The sequence below is a fragment of the Streptomyces sp. NPDC024555 genome (assembly GCF_055559335.1).
This window is the reverse complement of record NZ_JBVHKV010000011.1, coordinates 128,335-148,837: the sequence shown is the minus strand read 5'-3', so window position 1 is coordinate 148,837 and position 20,503 is coordinate 128,335. Positions and strand designations below refer to the sequence as shown.

General features: G+C 70.8%; 20 protein-coding genes and 1 tRNA gene. 13 read left to right on the top strand and 8 right to left on the bottom strand.

Features of this window, described 5'->3' with window-relative positions:
* Positions 1 to 60 precede the first annotated feature (60 nt).
* Positions 61 to 2,793 (bottom strand): pyruvate dehydrogenase (acetyl-transferring), homodimeric type, encoded by a 2,733-nt coding sequence (aceE, locus tag ACZ4FH_RS20510; RefSeq protein ID WP_385105123.1) that lies wholly within the window; start codon positions 2,791 to 2,793, stop codon positions 61 to 63.
* 463 nt (positions 2,794 to 3,256) lie between these two features.
* Between aceE and ACZ4FH_RS20505 the strand changes: the two genes are divergently transcribed.
* The 6 genes from ACZ4FH_RS20505 to ACZ4FH_RS20480 all read left to right on the top strand — a co-directional run bounded on the left by ACZ4FH_RS20505 (position 3,257) and on the right by ACZ4FH_RS20480 (position 7,934).
* Positions 3,257 to 3,694: a DUF3052 domain-containing protein gene (locus ACZ4FH_RS20505; RefSeq protein WP_383632827.1), complete on the top strand. Its 438-nt coding sequence runs from the start codon at positions 3,257 to 3,259 to the stop codon at positions 3,692 to 3,694.
* A gap of 195 nt (positions 3,695 to 3,889) precedes the next feature.
* A complete protein-coding gene (locus ACZ4FH_RS20500) occupies positions 3,890 to 4,348 on the top strand; it encodes a peroxiredoxin (protein WP_467306372.1) in 459 nt (152 codons plus the stop codon).
* 148 nt (positions 4,349 to 4,496) lie between these two features.
* A complete protein-coding gene (locus ACZ4FH_RS20495; RefSeq protein WP_383632821.1) occupies positions 4,497 to 5,072 on the top strand; it encodes a TerD family protein in 576 nt (191 codons plus the stop codon).
* A gap of 182 nt (positions 5,073 to 5,254) precedes the next feature.
* Positions 5,255 to 5,830, top strand: a complete 576-nt coding sequence (locus tag ACZ4FH_RS20490; protein ID WP_383632818.1) for a TerD family protein — start codon at positions 5,255 to 5,257, stop codon at positions 5,828 to 5,830.
* Positions 5,831 to 5,900: 70 nt separating this feature from the next.
* The gene (locus ACZ4FH_RS20485; protein WP_467306371.1) at positions 5,901 to 7,040 is read left to right on the top strand and encodes a DUF475 domain-containing protein; all 1,140 of its coding nucleotides are present in this window, start codon (positions 5,901 to 5,903) and stop codon (positions 7,038 to 7,040) included.
* A gap of 156 nt (positions 7,041 to 7,196) precedes the next feature.
* The gene (locus ACZ4FH_RS20480) at positions 7,197 to 7,934 is read left to right on the top strand and encodes a TerD family protein (RefSeq protein WP_467306370.1); all 738 of its coding nucleotides are present in this window, start codon (positions 7,197 to 7,199) and stop codon (positions 7,932 to 7,934) included.
* A gap of 16 nt (positions 7,935 to 7,950) precedes the next feature.
* Here ACZ4FH_RS20480 and ACZ4FH_RS20475 read toward each other — a convergent pair whose 3' ends face one another.
* Positions 7,951 to 8,790, bottom strand: a complete 840-nt coding sequence (locus tag ACZ4FH_RS20475; protein ID WP_467306369.1) for a TerD family protein — start codon at positions 8,788 to 8,790, stop codon at positions 7,951 to 7,953.
* 222 nt (positions 8,791 to 9,012) lie between these two features.
* Here ACZ4FH_RS20475 and ACZ4FH_RS20470 point away from each other — a divergent pair, with 222 nt between their 5' ends.
* The 4 genes from ACZ4FH_RS20470 to ACZ4FH_RS20455 all read left to right on the top strand — a co-directional run bounded on the left by ACZ4FH_RS20470 (position 9,013) and on the right by ACZ4FH_RS20455 (position 14,425).
* A complete protein-coding gene (locus ACZ4FH_RS20470) occupies positions 9,013 to 10,176 on the top strand; it encodes an HpcH/HpaI aldolase/citrate lyase family protein (RefSeq protein WP_467306368.1) in 1,164 nt (387 codons plus the stop codon).
* Between the two features lie 111 nt (positions 10,177 to 10,287).
* Entirely contained in the window at positions 10,288 to 12,897 is a 2,610-nt protein-coding gene (locus tag ACZ4FH_RS20465) for a phosphoribosyltransferase (RefSeq protein ID WP_467306367.1), read from the top strand.
* Positions 12,894 to 13,769, top strand: a complete 876-nt coding sequence (locus ACZ4FH_RS20460) for an HAD family hydrolase (RefSeq protein WP_467306366.1) — start codon at positions 12,894 to 12,896, stop codon at positions 13,767 to 13,769. Before ACZ4FH_RS20465 ends, ACZ4FH_RS20460 begins: the two co-directional genes overlap by 4 nt.
* Positions 13,766 to 14,425, top strand: a complete 660-nt coding sequence (locus tag ACZ4FH_RS20455) for an O-methyltransferase (RefSeq protein WP_467306365.1) — start codon at positions 13,766 to 13,768, stop codon at positions 14,423 to 14,425. The genes ACZ4FH_RS20460 and ACZ4FH_RS20455 overlap by 4 nt, the downstream gene beginning before the upstream one ends.
* Positions 14,426 to 14,471: 46 nt before the next feature.
* On the opposite strand, the gene ACZ4FH_RS20450 is transcribed toward ACZ4FH_RS20455, so the two are convergent.
* Both ACZ4FH_RS20450 and ACZ4FH_RS20445 read right to left on the bottom strand, forming a co-directional pair.
* A complete protein-coding gene (locus ACZ4FH_RS20450; protein WP_383632795.1) occupies positions 14,472 to 14,696 on the bottom strand; it encodes an FmdB family zinc ribbon protein in 225 nt (74 codons plus the stop codon).
* A gap of 58 nt (positions 14,697 to 14,754) precedes the next feature.
* Positions 14,755 to 15,195 (bottom strand): MarR family winged helix-turn-helix transcriptional regulator, encoded by a 441-nt coding sequence (locus ACZ4FH_RS20445; protein WP_383632792.1) that lies wholly within the window; start codon positions 15,193 to 15,195, stop codon positions 14,755 to 14,757.
* A gap of 103 nt (positions 15,196 to 15,298) precedes the next feature.
* Here ACZ4FH_RS20445 and ACZ4FH_RS20440 point away from each other — a divergent pair, with 103 nt between their 5' ends.
* Positions 15,299 to 15,724: a nuclear transport factor 2 family protein gene (locus tag ACZ4FH_RS20440; RefSeq protein WP_467306363.1), complete on the top strand. Its 426-nt coding sequence runs from the start codon at positions 15,299 to 15,301 to the stop codon at positions 15,722 to 15,724.
* Positions 15,725 to 15,774: 50 nt separating this feature from the next.
* Here the strand turns inward: ACZ4FH_RS20440 and ACZ4FH_RS20435 are convergent, their stop codons facing one another.
* The 3 genes from ACZ4FH_RS20435 to ACZ4FH_RS20425 all read right to left on the bottom strand — a co-directional run bounded on the left by ACZ4FH_RS20435 (position 15,775) and on the right by ACZ4FH_RS20425 (position 18,791).
* Positions 15,775 to 16,407 (bottom strand): DUF4383 domain-containing protein, encoded by a 633-nt coding sequence (locus ACZ4FH_RS20435; RefSeq protein ID WP_467306361.1) that lies wholly within the window; start codon positions 16,405 to 16,407, stop codon positions 15,775 to 15,777.
* 84 nt (positions 16,408 to 16,491) lie between these two features.
* A complete protein-coding gene (locus ACZ4FH_RS20430) occupies positions 16,492 to 17,898 on the bottom strand; it encodes a hypothetical protein (protein WP_467306360.1) in 1,407 nt (468 codons plus the stop codon).
* Positions 17,899 to 17,969: 71 nt separating this feature from the next.
* On the bottom strand, positions 17,970 to 18,791 hold the full coding sequence (locus ACZ4FH_RS20425) for a DUF4097 family beta strand repeat-containing protein (protein ID WP_467306359.1): 822 nt from the start codon (positions 18,789 to 18,791) through the stop codon (positions 17,970 to 17,972).
* A 188-nt stretch (positions 18,792 to 18,979) separates the two neighbouring features.
* Between ACZ4FH_RS20425 and ACZ4FH_RS20420 the strand changes: the two genes are divergently transcribed.
* Positions 18,980 to 19,051: transfer RNA gene (locus tag ACZ4FH_RS20420), tRNA-Val, on the top strand.
* Positions 19,052 to 19,169: 118 nt separating this feature from the next.
* Here the strand turns inward: ACZ4FH_RS20420 and ACZ4FH_RS20415 are convergent.
* On the bottom strand, positions 19,170 to 19,703 hold the full coding sequence (locus ACZ4FH_RS20415; protein ID WP_467306357.1) for a hypothetical protein: 534 nt from the start codon (positions 19,701 to 19,703) through the stop codon (positions 19,170 to 19,172).
* A 428-nt stretch (positions 19,704 to 20,131) separates the two neighbouring features.
* Between ACZ4FH_RS20415 and ACZ4FH_RS20410 the strand changes: the two genes are divergently transcribed.
* Positions 20,132 to 20,482: a beta/gamma crystallin domain-containing protein gene (locus tag ACZ4FH_RS20410; RefSeq protein ID WP_467306355.1), complete on the top strand. Its 351-nt coding sequence runs from the start codon at positions 20,132 to 20,134 to the stop codon at positions 20,480 to 20,482.
* Positions 20,483 to 20,503: the final 21 nt, after the last annotated feature.

Here is a 20,503-nt window from a genome sequence, read left to right as displayed (position 1 = left end):
ACGCCGCGGGGCGGCGGGACCGTCCGGTCCCGCCGCCCCGCGTCCGTCGTCCGCCTGGGGCTACGCGTCGCCGCCCGCCGCTCCCGGGTGGGCCGCCGCCACGTCCAGCAGGTCGTAGCGGTCCAGCGCCTGCTTCAGCGCCGAACGGTCGATCTTCCCGTCCCGCGCCAGCTCCGTGAGCACCGCGAGCACGATCGACTGCGCGTCGATGTGGAAGAACCGCCGGGCCGCCCCGCGGGTGTCCGCGAAACCGAAACCGTCCGCACCCAGCGACTGGTACGTCCCCGGCACCCAGCGCGCGATCTGGTCCGGCACCGACCGCATCCAGTCCGACACCGCCACGAACGGACCCTGCGCCCCCGACAGCTTGCGCGTCACGTACGGGACGCGCTGCTCCTCGTCCGGGTGCAGCAGGTTGTACCGCTCCACGTCCACGGCCTCGCGCCGCAGCTCGTTCCAGGAGGTCGCCGACCAGACGTCCGCCTTCACGTTCCACTCGTCGGCGAGGATCCGCTGCGCCTCGACGGCCCAGGGGACCGCCACACCGGACGCCATGATCTGGGCCGGGATCTCGCCCCGCTCGCCCGCGCGGTAGCGGTGGACGCCCTTCAGGATGCCCTCGACGTCCACGTCCTCCGGCTCGGCCGGGTGCTGGATCGGCTCGTTGTAGACGGTGAGGTAGTAGAAGACGTCCTCGCTGTCCTCCCCGTACATCCGGCGCAGACCGTCCTTCACGATGTGCGCGATCTCGTAGCCGAACGCCGGGTCGTAGGCGACGCACGCCGGGTTCGTCGAGGCCAGCAGCTGCGAGTGGCCGTCGGCGTGCTGGAGCCCCTCACCGGTCAGCGTCGTACGGCCGGCGGTCGCGCCCAGCACGAAACCGCGCGCGAGCTGGTCGGCCATCTGCCAGAACTGGTCACCGGTCCGCTGGAACCCGAACATCGAGTAGAAGACGTACACCGGGATCAGCGGCTCGCCGTGCGTGGCGTACGCCGAACCGGCCGCGATCAGCGAGGCCGTGCACCCCGCCTCCGAGATGCCGTCGTGCAGCATCTGCCCGGTCGGCGACTCCTTGTACGCGAGCAGCAGATCGCGGTCCACCGACTCGTACTGCTGACCCAGCGGGTTGTAGATCTTCGCGCTCGGGAAGAACGCGTCCATGCCGAAGGTGCGGTACTCGTCGGGCGCGATCAGCACGAAACGCTTGCCGATCTCCTTGTCCCGCATGAGGTCCTTCAGGATGCGGACGAACGCCATGGTCGTGGCGATCGACTGCTGACCCGAGCCCTTCTTCGCGGTCGCGTAGGTCTTGTCCTCCGGCAGCGCCAGCGGCTTCGCCCGCACGATCCGGGTCGGGACGTACCCGCCCAGACTCTTGCGGCGGTCGTGCATGTACTGGATCTCCTCCGAGTCGCGGCCCGGGTGGTAGTACGGCGGATTGCCGTCCTCCAGCTCCTTGTCCGCGATCGGGATGTGCAGCCGGTCCCGGAAGCGCTTCAGGTCCTCGGCGGTGAGCTTCTTCATCTGGTGGGTCGCGTTGCGGCCCTCGAAGTTCGGCCCGAGCGTCCAGCCCTTGACCGTCTGCGCCAGGATCACCGTCGGCTGGCCCTTGTGCTCCTTGGCCGCCGCGTACGCCGCGTACACCTTGCGGTGGTCGTGACCGCCGCGCCCCAGATGCAGGATCTGCTGGTCGGACATGTCCTTGACCATCTCGCGCAGCCGCGGGTCGTCCCCGAAGAAGTGCTCGCGGATGTACGCGCCCGTCTCGGTCGCGTAGGTCTGGAACTGGCCGTCCGGCGTCGTGTTCAGCTTGTTGACGAGGATGCCCGTGCGGTCCTGCGCCAGCAGCGGGTCCCAGGAGCGGTCCCAGACCAGCTTGATCACGTTCCACCCGGCACCGCGGAACTGCGACTCCAGCTCCTGGATGACCTTGCCGTTGCCGCGCACCGGGCCGTCGAGCCGCTGGAGGTTGCAGTTGACGACGAAGGTCAGGTTGTCCAGGCCCTCGCGGGCGGCGATGGAGAGCTGGCCCAGCGACTCCGGCTCGTCCATCTCGCCGTCGCCGAGATAGGCCCAGACGTGCGAATTCGACGTGTCGGCCAGACCGCGCGCGTGCATGTAGCGGTTCATCCGCGCCTGGTAGATCGCGCCGAGCGGGCCCAGGCCCATCGACACCGTCGGGAACTCCCAGAAGTCCGGCATCAGCCGCGGGTGCGGATAGCTGGACAGCCCGTTCGGCGCCTTCGACTTCTCCTGGCGGAAGGCGTCCAGCTGCGCCTCGCTCAGCCGGTCCAGCAGGAAGGCGCGGGCGTAGATCCCGGGCGAGGCATGGCCCTGGAAGAAGATCTGGTCACCGCCCAGACCGTCGTCCTTGCCCCGGAAGAAGTGGTTGAAGCCCACGTCGTACAGCGAGGCCGACGAGGCGAAGGTGGCGATGTGGCCGCCCACCCCGATCCCCGGGCGCTGCGCGCGCGACACCATCACGGCGGCGTTCCAGCGGGTCGCGTTGAGGACCTTGCGCTCGATCTCCTCGTCGCCGGGGAAGAACGGCTCGTCCTTCGTGGCGATCGTGTTCACGTAGTCCGTGCTGCGCATCTCCGGCACGGCGACACGCTTCTCGCGCGCGCGTTCGATGAGCCGGAGCATGAGGTAGCGGGCCCGCTCACGGCCGCGCTCGTCGACGGCGGCGTCGAGGGAGTCGAGCCATTCCTGGGTCTCCTCGGGATCGAAATCCGGGACCTGGCTCGGAAGGCCGCCAATGATGATCGGGTTGCGATCGGATCCGGAAGCCACGCTGTTCCTTCGCTGTTCGGTGCTGCACCTACGGGGCCTGGGCCCGGGAGTCGCCCCCCGGTGTGTCTGCGTACGCCATCCCATCGTGTACCGCGGACACGCAAACGTCATCTCTACCGTGAGGTAACCGCCGGCGATCCCGCCACGGGCTCCCGGACGGCGCCCGAGCCGCGCCGGAGCGGCTGCCGGGCCGGACGCCGCGCGTCCGGCAGGATGGCCGGGGAGGGACGAGTGGGGCCGAACCGCAACCATACGCCCAAGGGGTCCATACGTTCCCAAAGGCCGTTCGACTCCGTTTGCCGGGCCGAAACCGCATAAGCTGTTCAAGGACGTAACGTCACCGTTTAGGCGGTCTCGTACGCGGGGTACTTGCGCGATCCGCCGCTCCCGTGTGGACTACGGCCAGCGCCACGCGCACGCGCGGGGCGGAAGCATTTTCCGAAACATGATCAGGAGGCAACCCGTGAGCGCGACCGCGGACCACGCGGAGGAGCGGACCAACCCGGCAGTACGCCTGGGGTTCGAGCCCGGACAGGTGGTCCAGGAGATCGGCTACGACGACGACGTCGAGCTGGAGCTCCGTGAGGGCATTGAGGACATCATCGGCCAAGACATCGTGGACGAGGAGTACGACGACGTCGCCGACGTCGTGCTGCTCTGGTTCCGTGATGAGGACGGCGACCTTACGGACGCGCTGGTGGATGCCATTGGTCTGCTTGAGGAGGGCGGCTCGGTCTGGCTGATGACGCCGAAGACGGGCCGCGACGGCTATGTCGAGCCGAGCGACATCAACGAGGCCGCCCAGACGGCCGGTCTGACCCAGACCAAGAGCATCAGCGCGGGCAAGGACTGGACGGGCAGCCGTCTCGCCACCCCGAAGGCGGCCAAGGCCAAGCGCTGAACCGCATTCCCCCGAAGGCCCCCGCCGGCACCGCGCCGGCCGGGGCCTTCCTGCGTTCCTCCGCGTTCCGGCCCCGTTCACCGGTCCGTCCGCGCGAACCTTCCCCGGGTGCCGCGCGGCGCCCCCGCGCCTCTGCGTAGGGTGGGTGTCACCCGGACAGCCCAGCCCGGTGACGTAGCGAAGGGACGCGTTTTCATGGCGATCGAGGTCGGCACCCAGGCCCCGGATTTCGAGCTGAAGGACAACCACGGCCGGACCGTGAAGCTCAGCGACTTCCGCGGCGAGAAGAACGTGGTGCTGCTGTTCTACCCGTTCGCCTTCACCGGCGTCTGCACGGGTGAGCTCTGCGCGCTCCGCGACGAACTGCCCACGTTCGAGAACGACGACACCCAGCTGATCGCCGTCTCCAACGACTCCATCCACACCCTGCGCGTCTTCGCCGAGCAGGAGGGCCTGGAGTACCCGCTGGTGTCGGACTTCTGGCCGCACGGCGCGACCTCGCGCGCGTACGGCGTCTTCGACGAGGAGAAGGGCTGCGCGGTGCGCGGCACCTTCATCATCGACAAGGAGGGCGTGGTGCGCTGGACGGTCGTCAACGGCCTGCCCGACGCGCGCGACCTCAACGAGTACATCAAGGCGCTCGGCGCCCTCTGATCACGGATCGGGTGGATCCGGACGCCGGTCCGCGTCAAAAGCCTGAGGGGGCGGGAACCGGTCACTAGGATCCACTCGTTGATCCGATGCCAACAGACGTGGAGGCGCCGGCCCCGGCCGGCCCCCAAGCAAACCAATGGGAGGACTCGTGGGAGTCAGCCTCAGCAAGGGCGGCAACGTCTCGCTGACCAAGGCCGCGCCCAACCTGACCGCGGTCATCGTCGGTCTGGGCTGGGACGCCCGCACCACCACCGGTGGTGACTTCGACCTGGACGCCAGCGCGCTGCTGACCAACGCCTCCGGCAAGGTCGCCAGCGACGGCAACTTCGTCTTCTTCAACAACCTCAAGAGCCCCGACGGCTCCGTCGAGCACACCGGTGACAACCTCACCGGTGAGGGCGAGGGCGACGACGAGGTCATCAACGTCAACCTGGCCACCGTCCCGGCCGACGTCGACAAGATCGTCTTCCCGGTCTCGATCTACGAGGCCGAGTCCCGCCAGCAGAGCTTCGGCCAGGTCCGCAACGCGTACATCCGCGTGGTCAACCAGGCCGACAACAGCGAGCTGGCGCGCTACGACCTCAGCGAGGACGCCTCGACGGAGACCGCCATGGTCTTCGGCGAGCTGTACCGCAACGGTGCCGAGTGGAAGTTCCGGGCCATCGGCCAGGGCTACGCCTCGGGTCTGCGGGGCATCGCCCAGGACTTCGGCGTCAACGTCTAGGAGACGGTCCGGGGGCGCGTCCGCGAGGCCGCGCCCCCGGACCGCAGCAGTTCGTCCGTCCGGCGCCGCACCTCGTGCGGCGCCGGACGCGCTCGGCGGGCGGTGCGTTCCCACCGGTCCCGTCCGGGGTTTTCGGCGCACGGAACAACAGACGGTTCATCGACTCGGGGAGGACACACACCATGGGCGTCACGCTCGCCAAGGGAGGCAATGTCTCCCTCTCCAAGGCCGCACCCAATCTCACCCAGGTGCTGGTCGGGCTCGGCTGGGACGCACGATCCACGACGGGGGCGGACTTCGACCTCGACGCCAGCGCACTGCTGTGCCAGTCGGGCCGGGTGCTCGGCGACGAGTGGTTCGTGTTCTACAACAACCTCACGAGCCCCGACGGCTCCGTGGAGCACACCGGTGACAACCTCACCGGTGAGGGCGAGGGCGACGACGAGTCGATCATCGTGAATCTCGCCCAGGTCCCGGCCCACTGCGACAAGATCGTCTTTCCGGTCTCCATTCACGAGGCCGATAATCGCGGGCAGACGTTCGGCCAGGTCAGCAATGCGTTCATTCGCGTGGTCAATCAGAACGACGGTCAGGAACTGGCCCGTTACGACCTCAGTGAGGACGCGTCGACGGAGACCGCGATGATCTTCGGCGAGCTCTACCGGTACAACGGCGAGTGGAAGTTCCGTGCAGTGGGACAGGGGTACGCGTCGGGGCTGCGGGGCATCGCTCTAGACTTCGGGGTCAACGTTTCGTAAAGCCGCGCTCGGCGCGGGGGAGCCCCGGTCTTTTCGGGGGAGACCCGGTACTTACACGATGGGGTAGCCAGTGCTTCTGAAAACCTTCGGCTGGTCGTTCGCGATCACCGTGCTCGGCCTGATCGCGGCGTGGTTCTACGGGGGGTGGGAAGCCTTCGGTGTGGTGGCGATCCTGTCCGTTCTGGAGATCTCGCTGTCGTTCGACAACGCGGTGGTCAACGCCGGAATCCTGAAGAAGATGAGTGCCTTCTGGCAGAAGATCTTCCTCACGATCGGTGTGCTCATCGCCGTCTTCGGTATGCGACTGGTCTTCCCCGTCGTGATCGTGGCCATCAGCGCCAAGCTGGGACCGATCGAGGCCATCGATCTCTCCTTCAACGACCCGGACCGCTACAAGGAACTGGTCACCGACGCCCACCCGGCGATCGCCGCCTTCGGTGGCATGTTCCTGCTGATGATCTTCCTCGACTTCATCTTCGAGGACCGTGACATCCAGTGGCTGCGCTGGATCGAGCGCCCGCTCGCCAAGCTCGGCAAGGTCGACATGCTGTCGGTCTGCATCGCGCTCATCGTCCTGCTGATCTCGGCCCTCACGTTCGCCGGCAACGCGCACCAGCACGGCGGCGGACACGCCGACAAGGCCGAGACGGTCCTGCTCGCGGGTGTCGCGGGTCTGATCACGTACCTCATCGTCGGCGGGCTCTCCGGCTACTTCGAGGACAAGCTCGAAGAGGAGGAGGAACGCGAGCACGAGGAGGAGGAAGAGGCCAAGCGCAGCGGCAAGAAGATCTCCGCGATCGCCCTCTCCGGCAAGGCCGCGTTCTTCATGTTCCTCTACCTCGAAGTCCTCGACGCCTCCTTCTCGTTCGACGGGGTCATCGGCGCCTTCGCCATCACCAACGAGATCGTGCTGATGGCCCTCGGCCTCGGCATCGGCGCCATGTACGTCCGTTCGCTCACGGTCTACCTGGTCCGCCAGGGCACCCTGGACGACTACGTCTACCTGGAGCACGGCGCGCACTACGCGATCGGCGCGCTGGCCGTCCTGCTGCTGATCACGATCCAGTACCAGATCAACGAGCTGATCACCGGTCTGGTGGGCGTCGTCCTGATCGCCTGGTCCTTCTGGTCCTCGGTCCGCCGCAACAAGGCGGAGGCCGAGGCCGGCGGTGACGGCGGGGACGCGCCGGAAGTCGCCGCCGGGGTGTGACCCGGCGGTAATTGAGGAACGCTCTCTGCGGGGCGGCTCGTACGGCGACGGATCCGGGAACACCCGGACCGCGGGCCCGGAGCCGCCCCGCAGCGGCGTGTGCGTCGCATGTGCCGCGTGCGACGGGTGCGGGGCCGACATGTGTGGGGGTTGGGGATGGGGTTCTGGAACGATCTGTGGCCGCTGGGCCGGGAATCGCAGTTCGAGTCGGGCAACTCGGCGACCGGCTCCATCGTGCTCTCCCGGCGCCACTCGACCGTCTCCCTGACCAAGCAGGGCGCCCTCAGCGGCAATCTGCGGGTCAATCTCTCCTGGCGGATGCGCACCTCGGACATCGAGGGCCGCTCCCGCCAGAGCGGCCGGCTGCTGCGCCCGCTGAAGCTCTTCCAGCCGGACCCGGTCCAGGCGCACACCCAGGGCGTCGTCAACGTCGACCTGGACCTGGGGTGCATGTACGAACTGACCGACGGCACCAAGGGCGTGGTGCAGCCGCTGGGCAATCTGCTCGGTGATCTGAACGCGCCGCCGTACATCAGGCTCAGCGGCGACGACCGCTTCGGCGCCCCGTCCGGCGAGACGGTCTACGTCAACCTCGACCAGCGCGAGCAGTTCAAGCGGCTGCTGTTCTTCGTCTACATCTACGACCAGACCCCGGCCTTCGACCGTACGCACGCCAAGGTGACGCTGTACCCGGGCAACGGTCCGCGCATCGAGATCGAGCTGGACGAACGGGCCCCGCAGGCCCGCTCCTGCGCGGTGTTCACCGTGGAGAACGTCAAGGGCGAGATGCTCGTGCGGCGCGAGGTGAAGTTCGTGTACGGCTTCCAGTCGGAGCTGGACCGGATGTACGGCTACGGCATGCAGTGGGGACGCGGCTACAAATCCCGTGCCTGAGCGGCGGCCCCGGGGGTCAGGGGCGTATGAACTGGGGGCCCTGCGGCGGCAGGACGAAGTTCGGGTCGGGCGCGTGGGCGGCGGCCGCCGCGGGCTGCGGATAGCCGTAGGCGGGCTGTGCGGAGGCCGGCTGGGGGTAGCCGTAGGCGGGCTGCGGCGCGGGGGCCGCGGCGGGCTGCGGATAGCCGTAGGCGGGCTGCTGGTGCTGAACGGTCGCCTGGGCGTCCGGGGCGGGCGACGGCGGGAAGGCGGGCGGGGGCGGTGCGACGGGTGTGACGGGCGCCGGTGCGGGCTCGGGTTCGGCGGCGGCCTCCGCCTCGTCCACCGAGATGCCGAAGGCGGTGGCGAGACCGACGAGCCCGGTCGGATAGCCCTGGCCCACGGCCCGGAACTTCCAGCCGTCGCCGCGCCGGTAGAGCTCGCCGCAGATGATGGCGGTCTCCTCGCCCGTCTCGGGGCGCACGTCGAAGACGGCCAGCGGTTCGGCGCCGGACGCCGCGGCGTCGTAGATCAGGATCCGCAGATCGTGCACGTGCTCGAAGGCGGCGCCGTCGGAGGAGGCGGCGATCACCACCTGCTCGACCGAGGGGTCGAGAGCGTTGAGATCGGCCTCGACGGTGTCGGTCAGCCCCTCGGGCAGGCTCCGCTTCGGCAGCCGCCGCACCAGGCCGGAGGGGTGGCGGGGCTGGTTGTAGAAGACGAAGTCCTCGTCCGAGCGCACGCGGCCGCCGGAACCGAGCAGCAGGGCCGAGGCGTCCACGTCGGGAACCCCGGAGCCCGGGGTCCAGCGCAGCACGGCCCGTACGGCCATGGCGTCGAGAGGGACGTTCGAGCCTTTCACCATCGCGTGCGTCATGCCCGTCATCCTGCCTGCTGGCTGCCCGTCCGGACAACGCGGGGGGCGTGGAAGCGTGTCTCGCGCAGCCGGGGGAAGGAGCGCCTGAGGGGTCTGCCGAACCATTGCGAAATGGACGAGTTACCCGGAATTCATGCAGTCGGGGAACCGTCGCCATCCGTCCGTACGTACTATTACCGGCCATGTGTTGTCCGGTCGATCAGGGAGTTACGGGGGAATCGAGTGCGTCATTTCGGGCATATTGCCGCAGCTGCGCGGGGTGAGCTGTTCTATCGGGAGCCCGTCGAGTTCGACGCCGGCTCGCCGGCCCCCGTCCTCGCCGCCGCCCTCGGCGCCACGCTCTACAGCCCCGCGACCCGGCCCAGACTCGCCGACGACGTCCTCAAGCAGGCCGCCCGCGGAGTCGTCTCCATGGTCCTGTGCCTGGAGGATTCCATCGACGACGCCGAGGTGCCGGCCGCCGAGGAGAACCTGGTGCGGCAGTTCGCCGACCTCGACGGCCGCGGTGTCGAACCGCCCCTGCTGTTCATCCGGGTCCGCGAACCCGGCCAGATCACGGACCTGGTGCGGCGCCTCGGTCCCTCCGTCCGGCTGTTGTCCGGTTTTGTGCTTCCCAAATTCACGCGGGAGCGTGGCGTCCCCTTCATGGAAGCGCTCACCAAGGCGGAATCCCTGGCCGGCCGGCGGCTCTTCGCCATGCCCGTCCTGGAGTCCCCCGAGCTGCTGCACCTGGAGACCCGCCAGGACGCCCTCCTCGGAGTCGCCCGGACCGTCGAAACCTACCGTGACCGGGTGCTCGCGCTGCGTCTCGGCGTCACCGACTTCTGCTCGGCCTACGGACTGCGCCGCGCCCCCGACATGACGGCGTACGACGTCCACATCGTCGCCGACATCATCGCCGCCGTGGTCAACGTACTGGGCCGCGCCGACGGCACGGGCTTCGTCGTCACCGGACCCGTCTGGGAGTACTTCCGGCGCCAGGAGCGCATCTTCAAGCCACAGCTGCGCCGCAGCCCCTTCCTGGAGGGACGGGTGGACAAGCTGCGCACCGCGCTGATCGAGCACGACCTCGACGGACTGCTCCGCGAGATCGAGCTCGACCGGGCCAACGGCCTCCTCGGCAAGACCTGCATCCACCCCTCGCACGTGCCCCCCGTGCACGCGCTGTCGGTGGTCAGCCACGAGGAGTACAGCGACGCCCAGGACATCCTGCGGCCCGAACGCGGCGGCGGCGGGGTGCTGCGCTCCTCGTACACGAACAAGATGAACGAGGTGAAGCCGCACCGCGCCTGGGCCGAACGCACGCTGCGGCGGGCCGAGGTGTTCGGCGTGGCGAACGAGGACATCGGCTTCGTCGACCTGCTGGCGGCGAGCGTCGCGGAATGAGCGGCGGTGCGGCACGGGTTCCCCCTGTGGGGCCCTGGCGCGGCACCGGAACGAGCGGTCCGCGCGGGCGGACACGTGCACGGCAGGCCAACAGAAGGAGAGACGGCGAACGTGGTGTGGTCGGGTAGCTGGGTCGCGGAGCGGCTGGGCGTCGAGCTGACGGGCGACGGGGAGCTCCACGAGCTCCTGGGCCTCGCCCTGCGGCGCAACCCCAAGCGGGCGCATCTGCTCGTGTCCAACGTGCTCGGCAAGCATGTGCCGCAGCGCCCCTCCGTGGTCTACGGGGCCGGGTACGCGCTCGGCCGCCGGGTGCACGACCTGCTCGGCGAGGCCGGGGCGCGCCGCGCCGTCGTCCTCGGCTACGCGGAGACCGCCACCGGCCTCGGCCACGCGGTCGCCGACGGCCTGGGCACGGCGCCCTACCTCCACTCGACCCGCCGCCCCGTCGAGGGCGTCGCCGCGGCCGGCGGCTTCGAGGAGTCCCACTCCCACGCCACCTCGCACCTGCTGCTCCCCGAGGACCCGGAGCTGCTGGCGAGCGCGGACGACCCGGAGGCCGCGCTCGTCCTCGTGGACGACGAGTTCTCCACCGGCAACACCGTGCTCAACACCATCCGCGACCTGCACGCACGCCATCCGCGCACGCGGTACGTGATCGTGGCCCTGGTCGACATGCGCGCCCCGGCCGACCGGGAGCGGTTCACCGCCTTCGCCCGGGAGATCGGCGCCCGGATCGACCTGGTCGCCCGCGTCACGGGCACGGTGGCCCTCCCGGACGGCGTCCTGGAGAAGGGCCGGGCCCTGGTGGCGGAGCGGGAGGCGGCGGCCCCGGACCCCTCGGCGGCCCCCGACCCCGTGGCGGCCCCCGACCCCCTGGCGGCCACCGGCCCCCTGGCGGCCACCGACCTCCTGGCGGCCACCGACCTCCTGGCGGCCACCGGCCCCGCCGCCGCCCCGGCCCCCGCGACGGAGGCGCACCACCCCGCCGCACCGCCCGCCGCCACCCGCGTCGACCTCCGCTGGCCCGCCGGCGTCCCGGACGGCGGCCGGCACGGCTTCACCCCGGCCCACCGCGCCCTGCTGGAGCCCGCGCTCCCCGCCATGGCCGACCGCCTCGCACGCGCGCTCGGCGAGGGACCGCGCCGGGGCGGCCGGGTTCTGGTCCTCGGCTTCGAGGAGCTGATGTACGCGCCGCTGCGCCTGGGCACCGCCCTGGAGGAGCGCGTCACCGCCGAGGTCCGCTACTCGACCACGACCCGCTCCCCGGTCCTCGCCGTGGACGACCCCGGCTACGCGATACGCACCCGCCTGGTCTTCCCGGCCCACGACGACCCGGCGGACGGGCCCGGCGACCGGTACGCGTACAACGTCGCGGGCGCCGGCTTCGACGCCGTGGTCCTCGTCGTCGACTCCACCGCCGACACCCCGGCCCTGCACGCCCCCGGCGGCCTGCTGCACCAGCTCGCCGCGCACACCCCGCACGTCCTGCTGGCGGTCGTCCCGTCCTACACGCCGTCCGCCGCCCCGACCACGCCCCCCGCCCCCGAGGAGCCCTCCACGATGCTGCCCGAGCCCCTGCGCGGCCCCGCCTTCTCCTCCTACGCGCCGGACGAGGTCGGCTGGCTGCTCCAGGACCTCTCGGACACCGAGCTGGAGGCGCCCACCGAGGAGCGCGAGGAGGCGATACAGAGCGGTGGCGCGCACTACGCCGAATCCCTGCCCGTGGAGTACCAGCCCTCCGCGCGGTACCAGGAACTGTTCGCCTCGGCCCTCGACCTCTCGGCGGCCCGTGTCGCCCGCGCCGTCGGCACCGTCACCGAGACCGTCCTCGCCGAACGCGGCCGCCGCCCCGTCCTCGTCTCGCTGGCGCGGGCCGGGACGCCCGTCGGCGTCCTGATGCGCCGCTGGGCCCTGCACCGGCACTCCCTCGACCTGCCGCACTACGCCGTGTCGATCGTGCGCGGCCGGGGCATCGACGCCAACGCCCTGCGCTGGCTGGCCGCCCACCACAACCCGGCCGACGTCGTCTTCGTCGACGGCTGGACCGGCAAGGGCGCCATCACCCGCGAACTGGCCGCCGCGATCGCGGAGTTCGAGGAGGCCGACGGCACCGAGGGCTTCGACCCGGAGATCGCGGTGCTCGCCGACCCGGGCGGCTGCGTGCGCACCTACGGCACCCGCGAGGACTTCCTGATCCCCTCCGCCTGCCTCAACTCCACGGTCTCCGGGCTCATTTCCCGTACGGTCCTGCGCGCCGACCTGGTGGGCCCGGACGACTTCCACGGCGCGAAGTTCTACCGCGAACTGGCCGGGTCCGACGTCTCCGGCCACTTCCTCGACACCGTCGCCGCCCGCTTCGACGAGGTCGCCCCCACCGTGGACGCGGACGTCAAGGAACTGCTGACCGCCGACCGGGCGCCCACCTGGGAGGGCTGGGCGGCGGTGGAACGCATCAGCGAGGAGTACGGCATCCACGATGTGAACCTGGTCAAGCCCGGCGTCGGCGAGACCACCCGCGTCCTGCTGCGCCGCGTCCCGTGGAAGATCCTCGCCAAGCGCGGCGCCGGGGCCGACCTGGAGCACATCCGGCTGCTGGCCGAACAGCGCGGCGTCCCGGTCGAGGAGGTCGACGCGCTGCCGTACACCTGCGTGGGGCTGATCCACCCCCGGTACACCCGGGGCGCGACCGGCGCCGACGGCAAGGCGGTGGAGTCCCGGTGACGACCGCCGCACCCGCGCCCACCCTGGTCGCCAGCGACCTCGACCGCACCCTGATCTACTCCGCCGCCGCCCTCCGGCTCCCGATGCCGGACGCCGACGCCCCGCGCCTGCTGTGCGTCGAGGTGTACGGCGGCACACCGCTGTCGTACGTCACCGAGACGGCCGCCGGGCTGCTCACCGAGCTGTCCTCGGACCCCGCCACCGTCTTCGTACCGACCACCACGCGCACCCGCGAGCAGTACGGACGCATCCACCTCCCCGGCCCGCCCGCCCGGTACGCGATCTGCGCGAACGGCGGCCATCTCCTGGTGGACGGCGTACCGGACCGGGACTGGCAGCGGCGGGTCACCGCCCGGCTGGCCGAGGACTGCGCCCCGCTCGCCGAGATCCGCGCCCGTCTGCTCGCCACCGCCGATCCGGCCTGGCTGCTCAAGGAACGGGTCGCCGAGGACCTGTTCGCCTACCTCGTCGTCGAACGGGACCGGCTGCCCGCCGACTGGACGAAGGAACTCGCCGACTGGGCCGGGCCGCGCGGCTGGACCGTGTCCCTCCAGGGCCGCAAGATCTACGTCGTCCCGCGCCCGCTCACCAAGAGCGCCGCCGTGCGCGAGGTCGCCCGCCGCACCGGGGCCGCGCTCACCCTGGCCGCCGGTGACTCCCTCCTCGACGCCGACCTGCTGCTCGCCGCCGACCGCGGCTGGCGCCCCGGCCACGGCGAACTGGCCGACGCGGGCTGGAACGCCCCCCATGTGGAGGCCACCGCCGAGCGCGGAGTGGCGGCGGGCGAGGAGATCCTGCGACGCTTTCTCGGGGCGTCGGGCGCGCACGGACCGGCGGCCGCGCAGCCGACCGACGAGAGAATGGCGCCATGACCAAGGGCAACGAAACGAAGATCACGGACGAGCTGTACGCGTACATGCTGGCCCACAACCCGCCGCTGGACGCCGTCCAGCGCGAGCTGGTGGAGACCACGTACGCCGAACTGCCCGGCCACGCGGGCATGCAGTCCGCCGAGGAGCAGGCCCCGCTGCTCGCCTTCCTCGTCCGGCTGACCGGGGCCCGGCACATCGTGGAGGTCGGCACGTTCACCGGCTTCTCGGCGCTCGCCATGGCCCAGGCGCTCCCCGCCGACGGACGGCTGATCGCCTGCGACATCTCGGAGGAGTGGACGGCGTACGGCCGCGCGGCCTGGGAGAAGGCCGGCGTGGCGGACCGCATCGAACTGCGGATCGCCCCCGCCCTCGACACCCTCCGGGCGATGCCCGGGGACCCGCACATCGACCTCGCCTACCTGGACGCGGACAAGGGCAACTACATCGCGTACTGGGAGGAGTTGGTGCCCCGGATGCGGCCGGGCGGTCTGATCACCACGGACAACGTGCTCTTCCACGGCGGCGTGACGAACCCCGACGCGACCGGTGCGGCCGCGGCCATCAGGGAGTTCAACGACCATGTGGCCGCCGACCCCCGGATGGACAGCGTGCTGCTCACGGTCGCGGACGGGCTGACGCTGTCACGCAAGCGCTAGGACCTGCCGACCCCCGGCGGCCGCGGCCGCCGGGAGTCGGCGCGGTTCAGCCGCAGCAGCCCCCGCCGCAGCAGCCGCCTCCGCCTCCGCCGCCGGCCGAGGGGGCGGGTGCGGAGCCGGTGGACGATCCGCCCACGGAGACCGTGGACAGCAGTTTCACGGTGTCCTCGTGCCCGGCGGGGCAGGAGGCGGGGTCCGAGGACTCGGCCATGGGCCGGCTCAGTTCGAAGGTGTCTCCGCAGGAGCGGCAGCGGTACTCGTAACGAGGCATGGCCCCAGGCTAAGGGCTGTTCCGTGATCCCCGGTGGGTCGGTGCGGTGCGTGGTGGGTCAGCGCGGTTCGTGGTGCGCGAGGACCCGGCCGAGAAGCTCGGTCAAGGTGCGGCGGTCCTCCGGGGAGAGCGGCGCGAGCAGATCGTCCTGCACCCGGTCGAGCAGCCCGTCCATGCGCTGGAGCTGGCGCAGTCCGCTCTCGGTGAGCGTCACCCGGTTGCGCCGCCCGTGGTCGGGGTCCGGGACCCGGTCGACGTAACCCTGTTCGGCGAGCTGCTTGACGGCCGTGACCATGTCCTTGCGGTCGATCCGCCCGCGGCGCCCCAGGTCCGCCTGGCTGGCGGGCCCGAACTCCCGCAGTGTGGACAGGATCCGGTAGTGGTAGCCGCGCGCACCGGCGGCGGCGAAACCCTCGGACGCCAACCGGCGGGCGTGCACGGCCAGTTGTGTGATCAGCCAGCTGGGCTTCGTGGTCAGCCGCTCGGGGATGTCGTCCATGGCCGCATCCTATCGACAGAAGTGTTGGCGACACCCACACTCATCCCCTAGTGTGGGTGCCACCAACGTTGGGGACACCCACATAAAGGTGAAGGGGACCGGGATGACGGACCTGAGCGAAACGGCACAGCGCGCGATCGTGGACCGGATGGAGGTGGCCGACCTGTTCGCCCGGCTGGGCGGCCTGCTGGACGAACGCCGGATCGAGGACGCCGGCACGGTCTACCACGAGTCCGTCGTCGTGCGTTCCCCCAAGGGGGAGCTGCACGGCCTCGACGAGGTGACCGCGCTCCTGAAGCGGAGCACCTCCGGCGACGAACGCTCGCAGCACACCTACACGAGCGTCCTCGTGCAGCTCGACGGCGACCGCGCGCGGACCACCGCGAACGGCGTGACGTACTTCTACCGCGAGGGCGAGGCCCCGCACCGCACGAGCGGGCTCCGCATGACCTGCGAGGCCGTGCGCACCCCGGCGGGCTGGCGCTTCGCCGACGCCCGCATCGCCCTGGCCTGGCTGCGGGAGGAGTGAGGGGGCACGTCCCGGTGGCGGCGGCGTTGCGCGGACCCGTTCCGGCGACGTTACGCGGACCCGCCGCTCCGGCCGCCGGACGCACCGGGCGACGACCGCCGGACGACCGGCATCTCCTCGACCGTCCGCCGCCGCGCCCGCCGCTGCTCGTGCGCGGCCTCCTCGGGGTGGCGGGCGCGCCAGTACGGGTTGTCGTGGGGGAGCCCGCCGCTGACCCGCCCGTACATCCCGAACATCATCAGCAGCAGACCGACGACAAAGCTGAACAGCACGTTCTGCATCTCGAAGGCGAGGAAATTGAGCCCCGTGTCGAGCAGGGCGAGATTCACGAACCCGCTGAGGACGAAGGCGACGCCGAGCACCATGTTGAGCGTCGAGGCGACATTGCCGCCGATCACCATCCCGAGGAACAGCAGCAGCCCCACCGCGATCGACAGCACGCTCAGCGCGCCGTTGGTGTTCAGCCCGGCCACGGTGTCACCGCCGGTGTCGAAGAAGCCGACCCGGTCGAAGAGCCCCAGGATCCCGAAGGCGAGCAGCACCAGACCCATCAGCCCCGCGCCGACGCGGTAGACCCGGCTGAGCCGGTGGTCGACGGGCAACTGCTCGTCCAGCCGCGCGGTACGGCGACGGCCGGAGGGCCTTCGGGCTCCTGGTACGGGATGCAGCACATGGCCGGACATGGCGGGGGCCTCCTTCACGTACCTCCAGGATCACGCGGGGAGGCGGGGCGCGCATGCCGGCGAGACCCGGCCCCGTGCCGCGGGTCAGCCGGCCCCCGCGCCGCGCTCCTCGCGGATCTCGGAGACGACGTGGGCGGCGGTCTGCCGGATGCCCTCGGTGACGGTCAGGAAGTGCCAGTAGTCGGGGTGGCGGTCCTCGAGGGCGGTGACGGCCTGGTCGAGGCGGGCGACGGCGTCGTCGAGCGGCCGGGCGTGGCGCGGCTCGGGGGTGTGGCGGCCGGCCATGGCGAGGCGCTGGGCGTCACGGAGGGCGAAGCGGGTCCGCTGGATCTCCTGCTGCGGGTCCTTGGCGACGGCGTCCAGCCGCTGGAGCCGGTCACCGGCGGCGGAGACCGCCTCGTCGGTGGCGTTGAGCAGGGCGCGGACGGTGCTGAGCCGGGAGGTGGCGTCGGCCCAGCGCTGCTCGTCGCGGGCCTTCGCGGCCTCCTTCAGCTTCTCCTCGGCCTGGCGCACGCTGACGGCGGCCTGCTCGGGCACCGGCTGGAGGTCCTGCCAGCAGGCCGCGGAGAACCGGCGGCGCAGCTCGCTGAGGACCGGCTCGACGGAGGCCGCGCGGGTGGTGAGCGCCTGGGCGCGGGTCCGCAGGGTGACCAGCCGCTTGTCGATCTCGGCGGCGCGCTCGGGCAGCTTCGCCGCCTCGGCCCGTACGGACTCCGCGTCGCGCACGACCCGGTCGGCGCGCTGGAGCGTCTCGGGGACGCCGTGCTTGCCGGCGCCCTGGTTGAGCTTGGTCAGCTCGGGGGCGAGGGCGGCGAGCCGCGCGGCGAGATCGTCCGCGCGCAGCCCGGAGGCCCGCACCGCGTCGAGCGCGTTGCTCGCGGCGAGGAGCGCCTGACGCGCCCGCTCCACGGCGGGGGCGAGCCGGGCGAGCTGGGTCTCCGCCGTACCGAGCAGGGGCGCGAGCCCGGTGGCGAAACGGTCGAGCTCGCCCTTGACCCGTACCAGCTCGTCCTTGGCGGCGGACAGCTCGCTCCTGGCCCGGGAGGCGGCGGACGGCTCCAGATCGTCCCGGTCGAGGTCGTGCGCGTCGACGGCGGTGATGTAGGAGTGGCTGACCTCGTCGATGCGCCGGCCGAGGGCCGCGAAGTCGTCGACGGCTTTGCGCGCGGCCGGAGAGCTGTCCACGGCGGTGATGGTCTCGATGGAGATCTCAAGATCGCGCTGGGCGGTGTCCAGCTGGTAGAAGGCCTCCGCGGCGGCGTCCCGCGCGGCCTGCGCCTCGGCCCGCTGGCTCTCCCCGCGCCCGCCGAACCAGCGGCGCGTCCCCCCGCCGGCGAAGGCGGCGGGCAGCGCCGCGGCGATCAGCGGCACGGGCAGCAGCAGGAGCACGATCGCGTCACGCACCCCACGGGCCCGCGATCCGGCCGGGACATCACTGACGGCGGAACTCGCACCCGCTCCGGCCTGCGGCTTCGCGTGTGTCGCCGTCACATCCCTCTCCCGTGCCGTTCCGCCCTGCCCGGTACATTCTCCCACCAGGTAAAGACGAACACACGGGCCGGTTAGTTCGCGGTTCGCACCGTGACTTGCCCGTTGTCGCTGTGCACCTTCACCGCGTGACGGCTGTCGTCACTGCGCGGAACCTTCACGGAGACGTGCCCGTTGTCGGCCGTGGCGGACACGGCGTACCGCTCCGGGCCCGACGGCAGATCGATGGTGATGCTCCCGTTGTCGCTCACGCCGTCCACCAGATCCGGCACCCGGCTGAAGCCGAGCCGCACACCCCCGTTGTCCGACCGCACCACGACGGAGCCCGCCGAGACCCGCTCGCCCCGCACCGACCCGTTGTCGCTCTTCAGCTCCAGCGGCCCGCTCACGTCCCGCACCACCACCCCGCCGTTGTCCGAGGACAGCTTCAGCGGCGTACGGAAGCCCGACGCGGTCACCTTCCCGTTCGCCGCGTCCACGGTCAGCGCGATCCCCCGGGGCACCTTCACCGTGTGCCGCGCCCCGCAGTCACTGATCAGCGCGTCGCACTTCACCCGCAGCGTCAGCCTGTCCCCCTCCAGCTTCCACACCGGATCCGGCCCGCTCCCGAACATGACCCATCCGTCCACCTTCCGGGTCACCTCGATCCCGTCCACATCCGCGGGCACCAGCTCCACCGTCGAGTTCCGCGCGTCGATCGTCAGCGCCTTCCCGCTGTACGCGAACGACCGGTGCTCCGCCTTCGCCCCGTCCACATCCGTACTCCCGCACCCGCTCAACCCCCACACCAGCACCCCCACCCCACCGGCGGCCACCGCCCCCCGCACCAGCCTCCGCCGCCCCGCGGCGCGGCTGACCCTGCTGACGTTCCCGAGGCTGCGGCCAGAGCTGCGCATGCGATCAAGTCCCCCTGTTTCGTACGACCGGCTGTAGACCCCCAAGCTATGCGCCCCCCACCCCCCACACGATCCGGCCCGCTCCCGTCTCCGGGGTGGGGATATCCCCCCTCCCCGCCCCGCCGTTCCCCCCACCGAACCGATTGTCGACAGGCGCCGCCCGCCATGTAACCTGTTCCTTCATCCACGGGTGCGTAGCTCAGGGGTAGAGCGCTGCTCTTACAAAGCAGATGTCGGCGGTTCGAAACCGTCCGCGCCCACCGGTACGAAGGCCCCCAACCGATCATGGTTGGGGGCCTTCGGCATCTGCTTCCGACATCGGCGGAAGCGGTCGCGCACGGTGCGGGGCGCCGGGGTTCCGGCACGCGGGCCGGCGGCTCAGAACTGGCCGTCGACCGGGATCCAGCCGGACCAGGATTCCGGTTGGTAGAACTTACCGGTGTCGCCGTCGTAGCGGAGGATGCGGAGCCGGACGTTGCCGCCCTCGCGGTAGTCCTTCTTGCAGGTGGCCCAGGTGTGGGCGCCCCGGTTGTTGATGCAGACGAAGGAGGGGCGTCCGTAGTCGGTGTAGACGCCGACGGCGGCGGACATGCCGTCGGCGACGGTGTCGGCGACCCAGGTGGTGTCGCCGTTGTGCTGGAAGCAGCCCTGGGCGCCGTAGGCGGCGGTGTCGCCGAGGCAGGTGGCGGTGGTGGCGGAGGCGGCCTGGGCGAGGGTGGTGGGGAAAGGTTCCTTCGGGGTGACGGTGGGGACGTTCTCGACGGTGTCCGCGGTGATCAGATCGGTGGCGGAGACGGGGAAGAGGACTTCGCTGAGGGCGTCGAGGGGTTCTTCGGCCCGTGCCGGTGCGGAGGTCAGCAGGGAGGTCGTGAGTGCGGTCACCCCGCCGAGAACGGCCCATCTCCCGCTCATGCGTGCGCGCATACTTCACTGCTCCCGTACCTGGCCGTCAACTGCGGTCAGATTACTCGTCCGTGTGAACAAGGTGTGATGGTAATGGACCTTACGCGCATGGATCGCGGGATGGCGACGGGGGAGTGGCGCCAATCTGCCGCGAGTTGTCGGTGATAGAGGGCAATTCCGCTGGTCAGGCGGCGAGTTCGGGTGTCAACACGTGTTCTCCGGCTGCTTTCCGGTGGGTGTCGTCCGGGTGCGTCACCCGTTGGGTGCGTTTCATCGGCGGGAGCCCGTCGGTGCTTTATGTCCCCGATAGCGTGGAGACGCCATCGTTCGGGCTGTCCAGGGGGTCTCATGCCCCTGTGCGGGAGTTCGTAGGGGAATGCCGATGGCCCAATTCGGAAGGACGGCCCACGGGTTGTCCTTTATGTGAAAGGGAATGCGTGATCTCGAAAAGCAAGCGGATCGCTCGCGCCTTGACCGTGTCGCTCGCGGCCGCCACCGCCTTCACGTTCGGTATGAGCGGCAACGCCTCCGCGATCGACCACGTCGAATGCCGCGGCGGTGCGGACTTCCTGAAGATCTGGTCCCACAACGGGGGCACCCAGAGCGTCGACTGCTACGCCAACGCCGGACGGACCGGCTTCGGGAACTGGTGGGTCGACAGGATCTCCACGGGGAACAACGACCTCATCTACTACGACGCCAACGGCGACTCCGTACGGATCGACCGGTGGCACGACATCACCTTCCCCAACAACCCGCCGAAGGTGAAGGACATCGAGATCCTGTGACGGGCTGACCCTCCGTCCCGG

Bases quoted from the DNA above. Each gene is read 5' to 3' on its own strand.
- ACZ4FH_RS20425 (WP_467306359.1), bottom strand. From the start codon at position 18,791: ATGCGCAGCTCTGGCCGCAGCCTCGGGAACGTCAGCAGGGTCAGCCGC.
- ACZ4FH_RS20480 (WP_467306370.1), top strand. From the start codon at position 7,197: ATGGGGTTCTGGAACGATCTGTGGCCGCTGGGCCGGGAATCGCAGTTC.
- ACZ4FH_RS20455 (WP_467306365.1), top strand. From the start codon at position 13,766: ATGACCAAGGGCAACGAAACGAAGATCACGGACGAGCTGTACGCGTAC.
- ACZ4FH_RS20415 (WP_467306357.1), bottom strand. From the start codon at position 19,703: ATGAGCGGGAGATGGGCCGTTCTCGGCGGGGTGACCGCACTCACGACC.
- ACZ4FH_RS20435 (WP_467306361.1), bottom strand. From the start codon at position 16,407: ATGTCCGGCCATGTGCTGCATCCCGTACCAGGAGCCCGAAGGCCCTCC.
- ACZ4FH_RS20500 (WP_467306372.1), top strand. From the start codon at position 3,890: ATGGCGATCGAGGTCGGCACCCAGGCCCCGGATTTCGAGCTGAAGGAC.
- ACZ4FH_RS20450 (WP_383632795.1), bottom strand. From the start codon at position 14,696: ATGCCTCGTTACGAGTACCGCTGCCGCTCCTGCGGAGACACCTTCGAA.
- ACZ4FH_RS20445 (WP_383632792.1), bottom strand. From the start codon at position 15,195: ATGGACGACATCCCCGAGCGGCTGACCACGAAGCCCAGCTGGCTGATC.
- ACZ4FH_RS20440 (WP_467306363.1), top strand. From the start codon at position 15,299: ATGACGGACCTGAGCGAAACGGCACAGCGCGCGATCGTGGACCGGATG.
- ACZ4FH_RS20475 (WP_467306369.1), bottom strand. From the start codon at position 8,790: ATGACGCACGCGATGGTGAAAGGCTCGAACGTCCCTCTCGACGCCATG.
- ACZ4FH_RS20490 (WP_383632818.1), top strand. From the start codon at position 5,255: ATGGGCGTCACGCTCGCCAAGGGAGGCAATGTCTCCCTCTCCAAGGCC.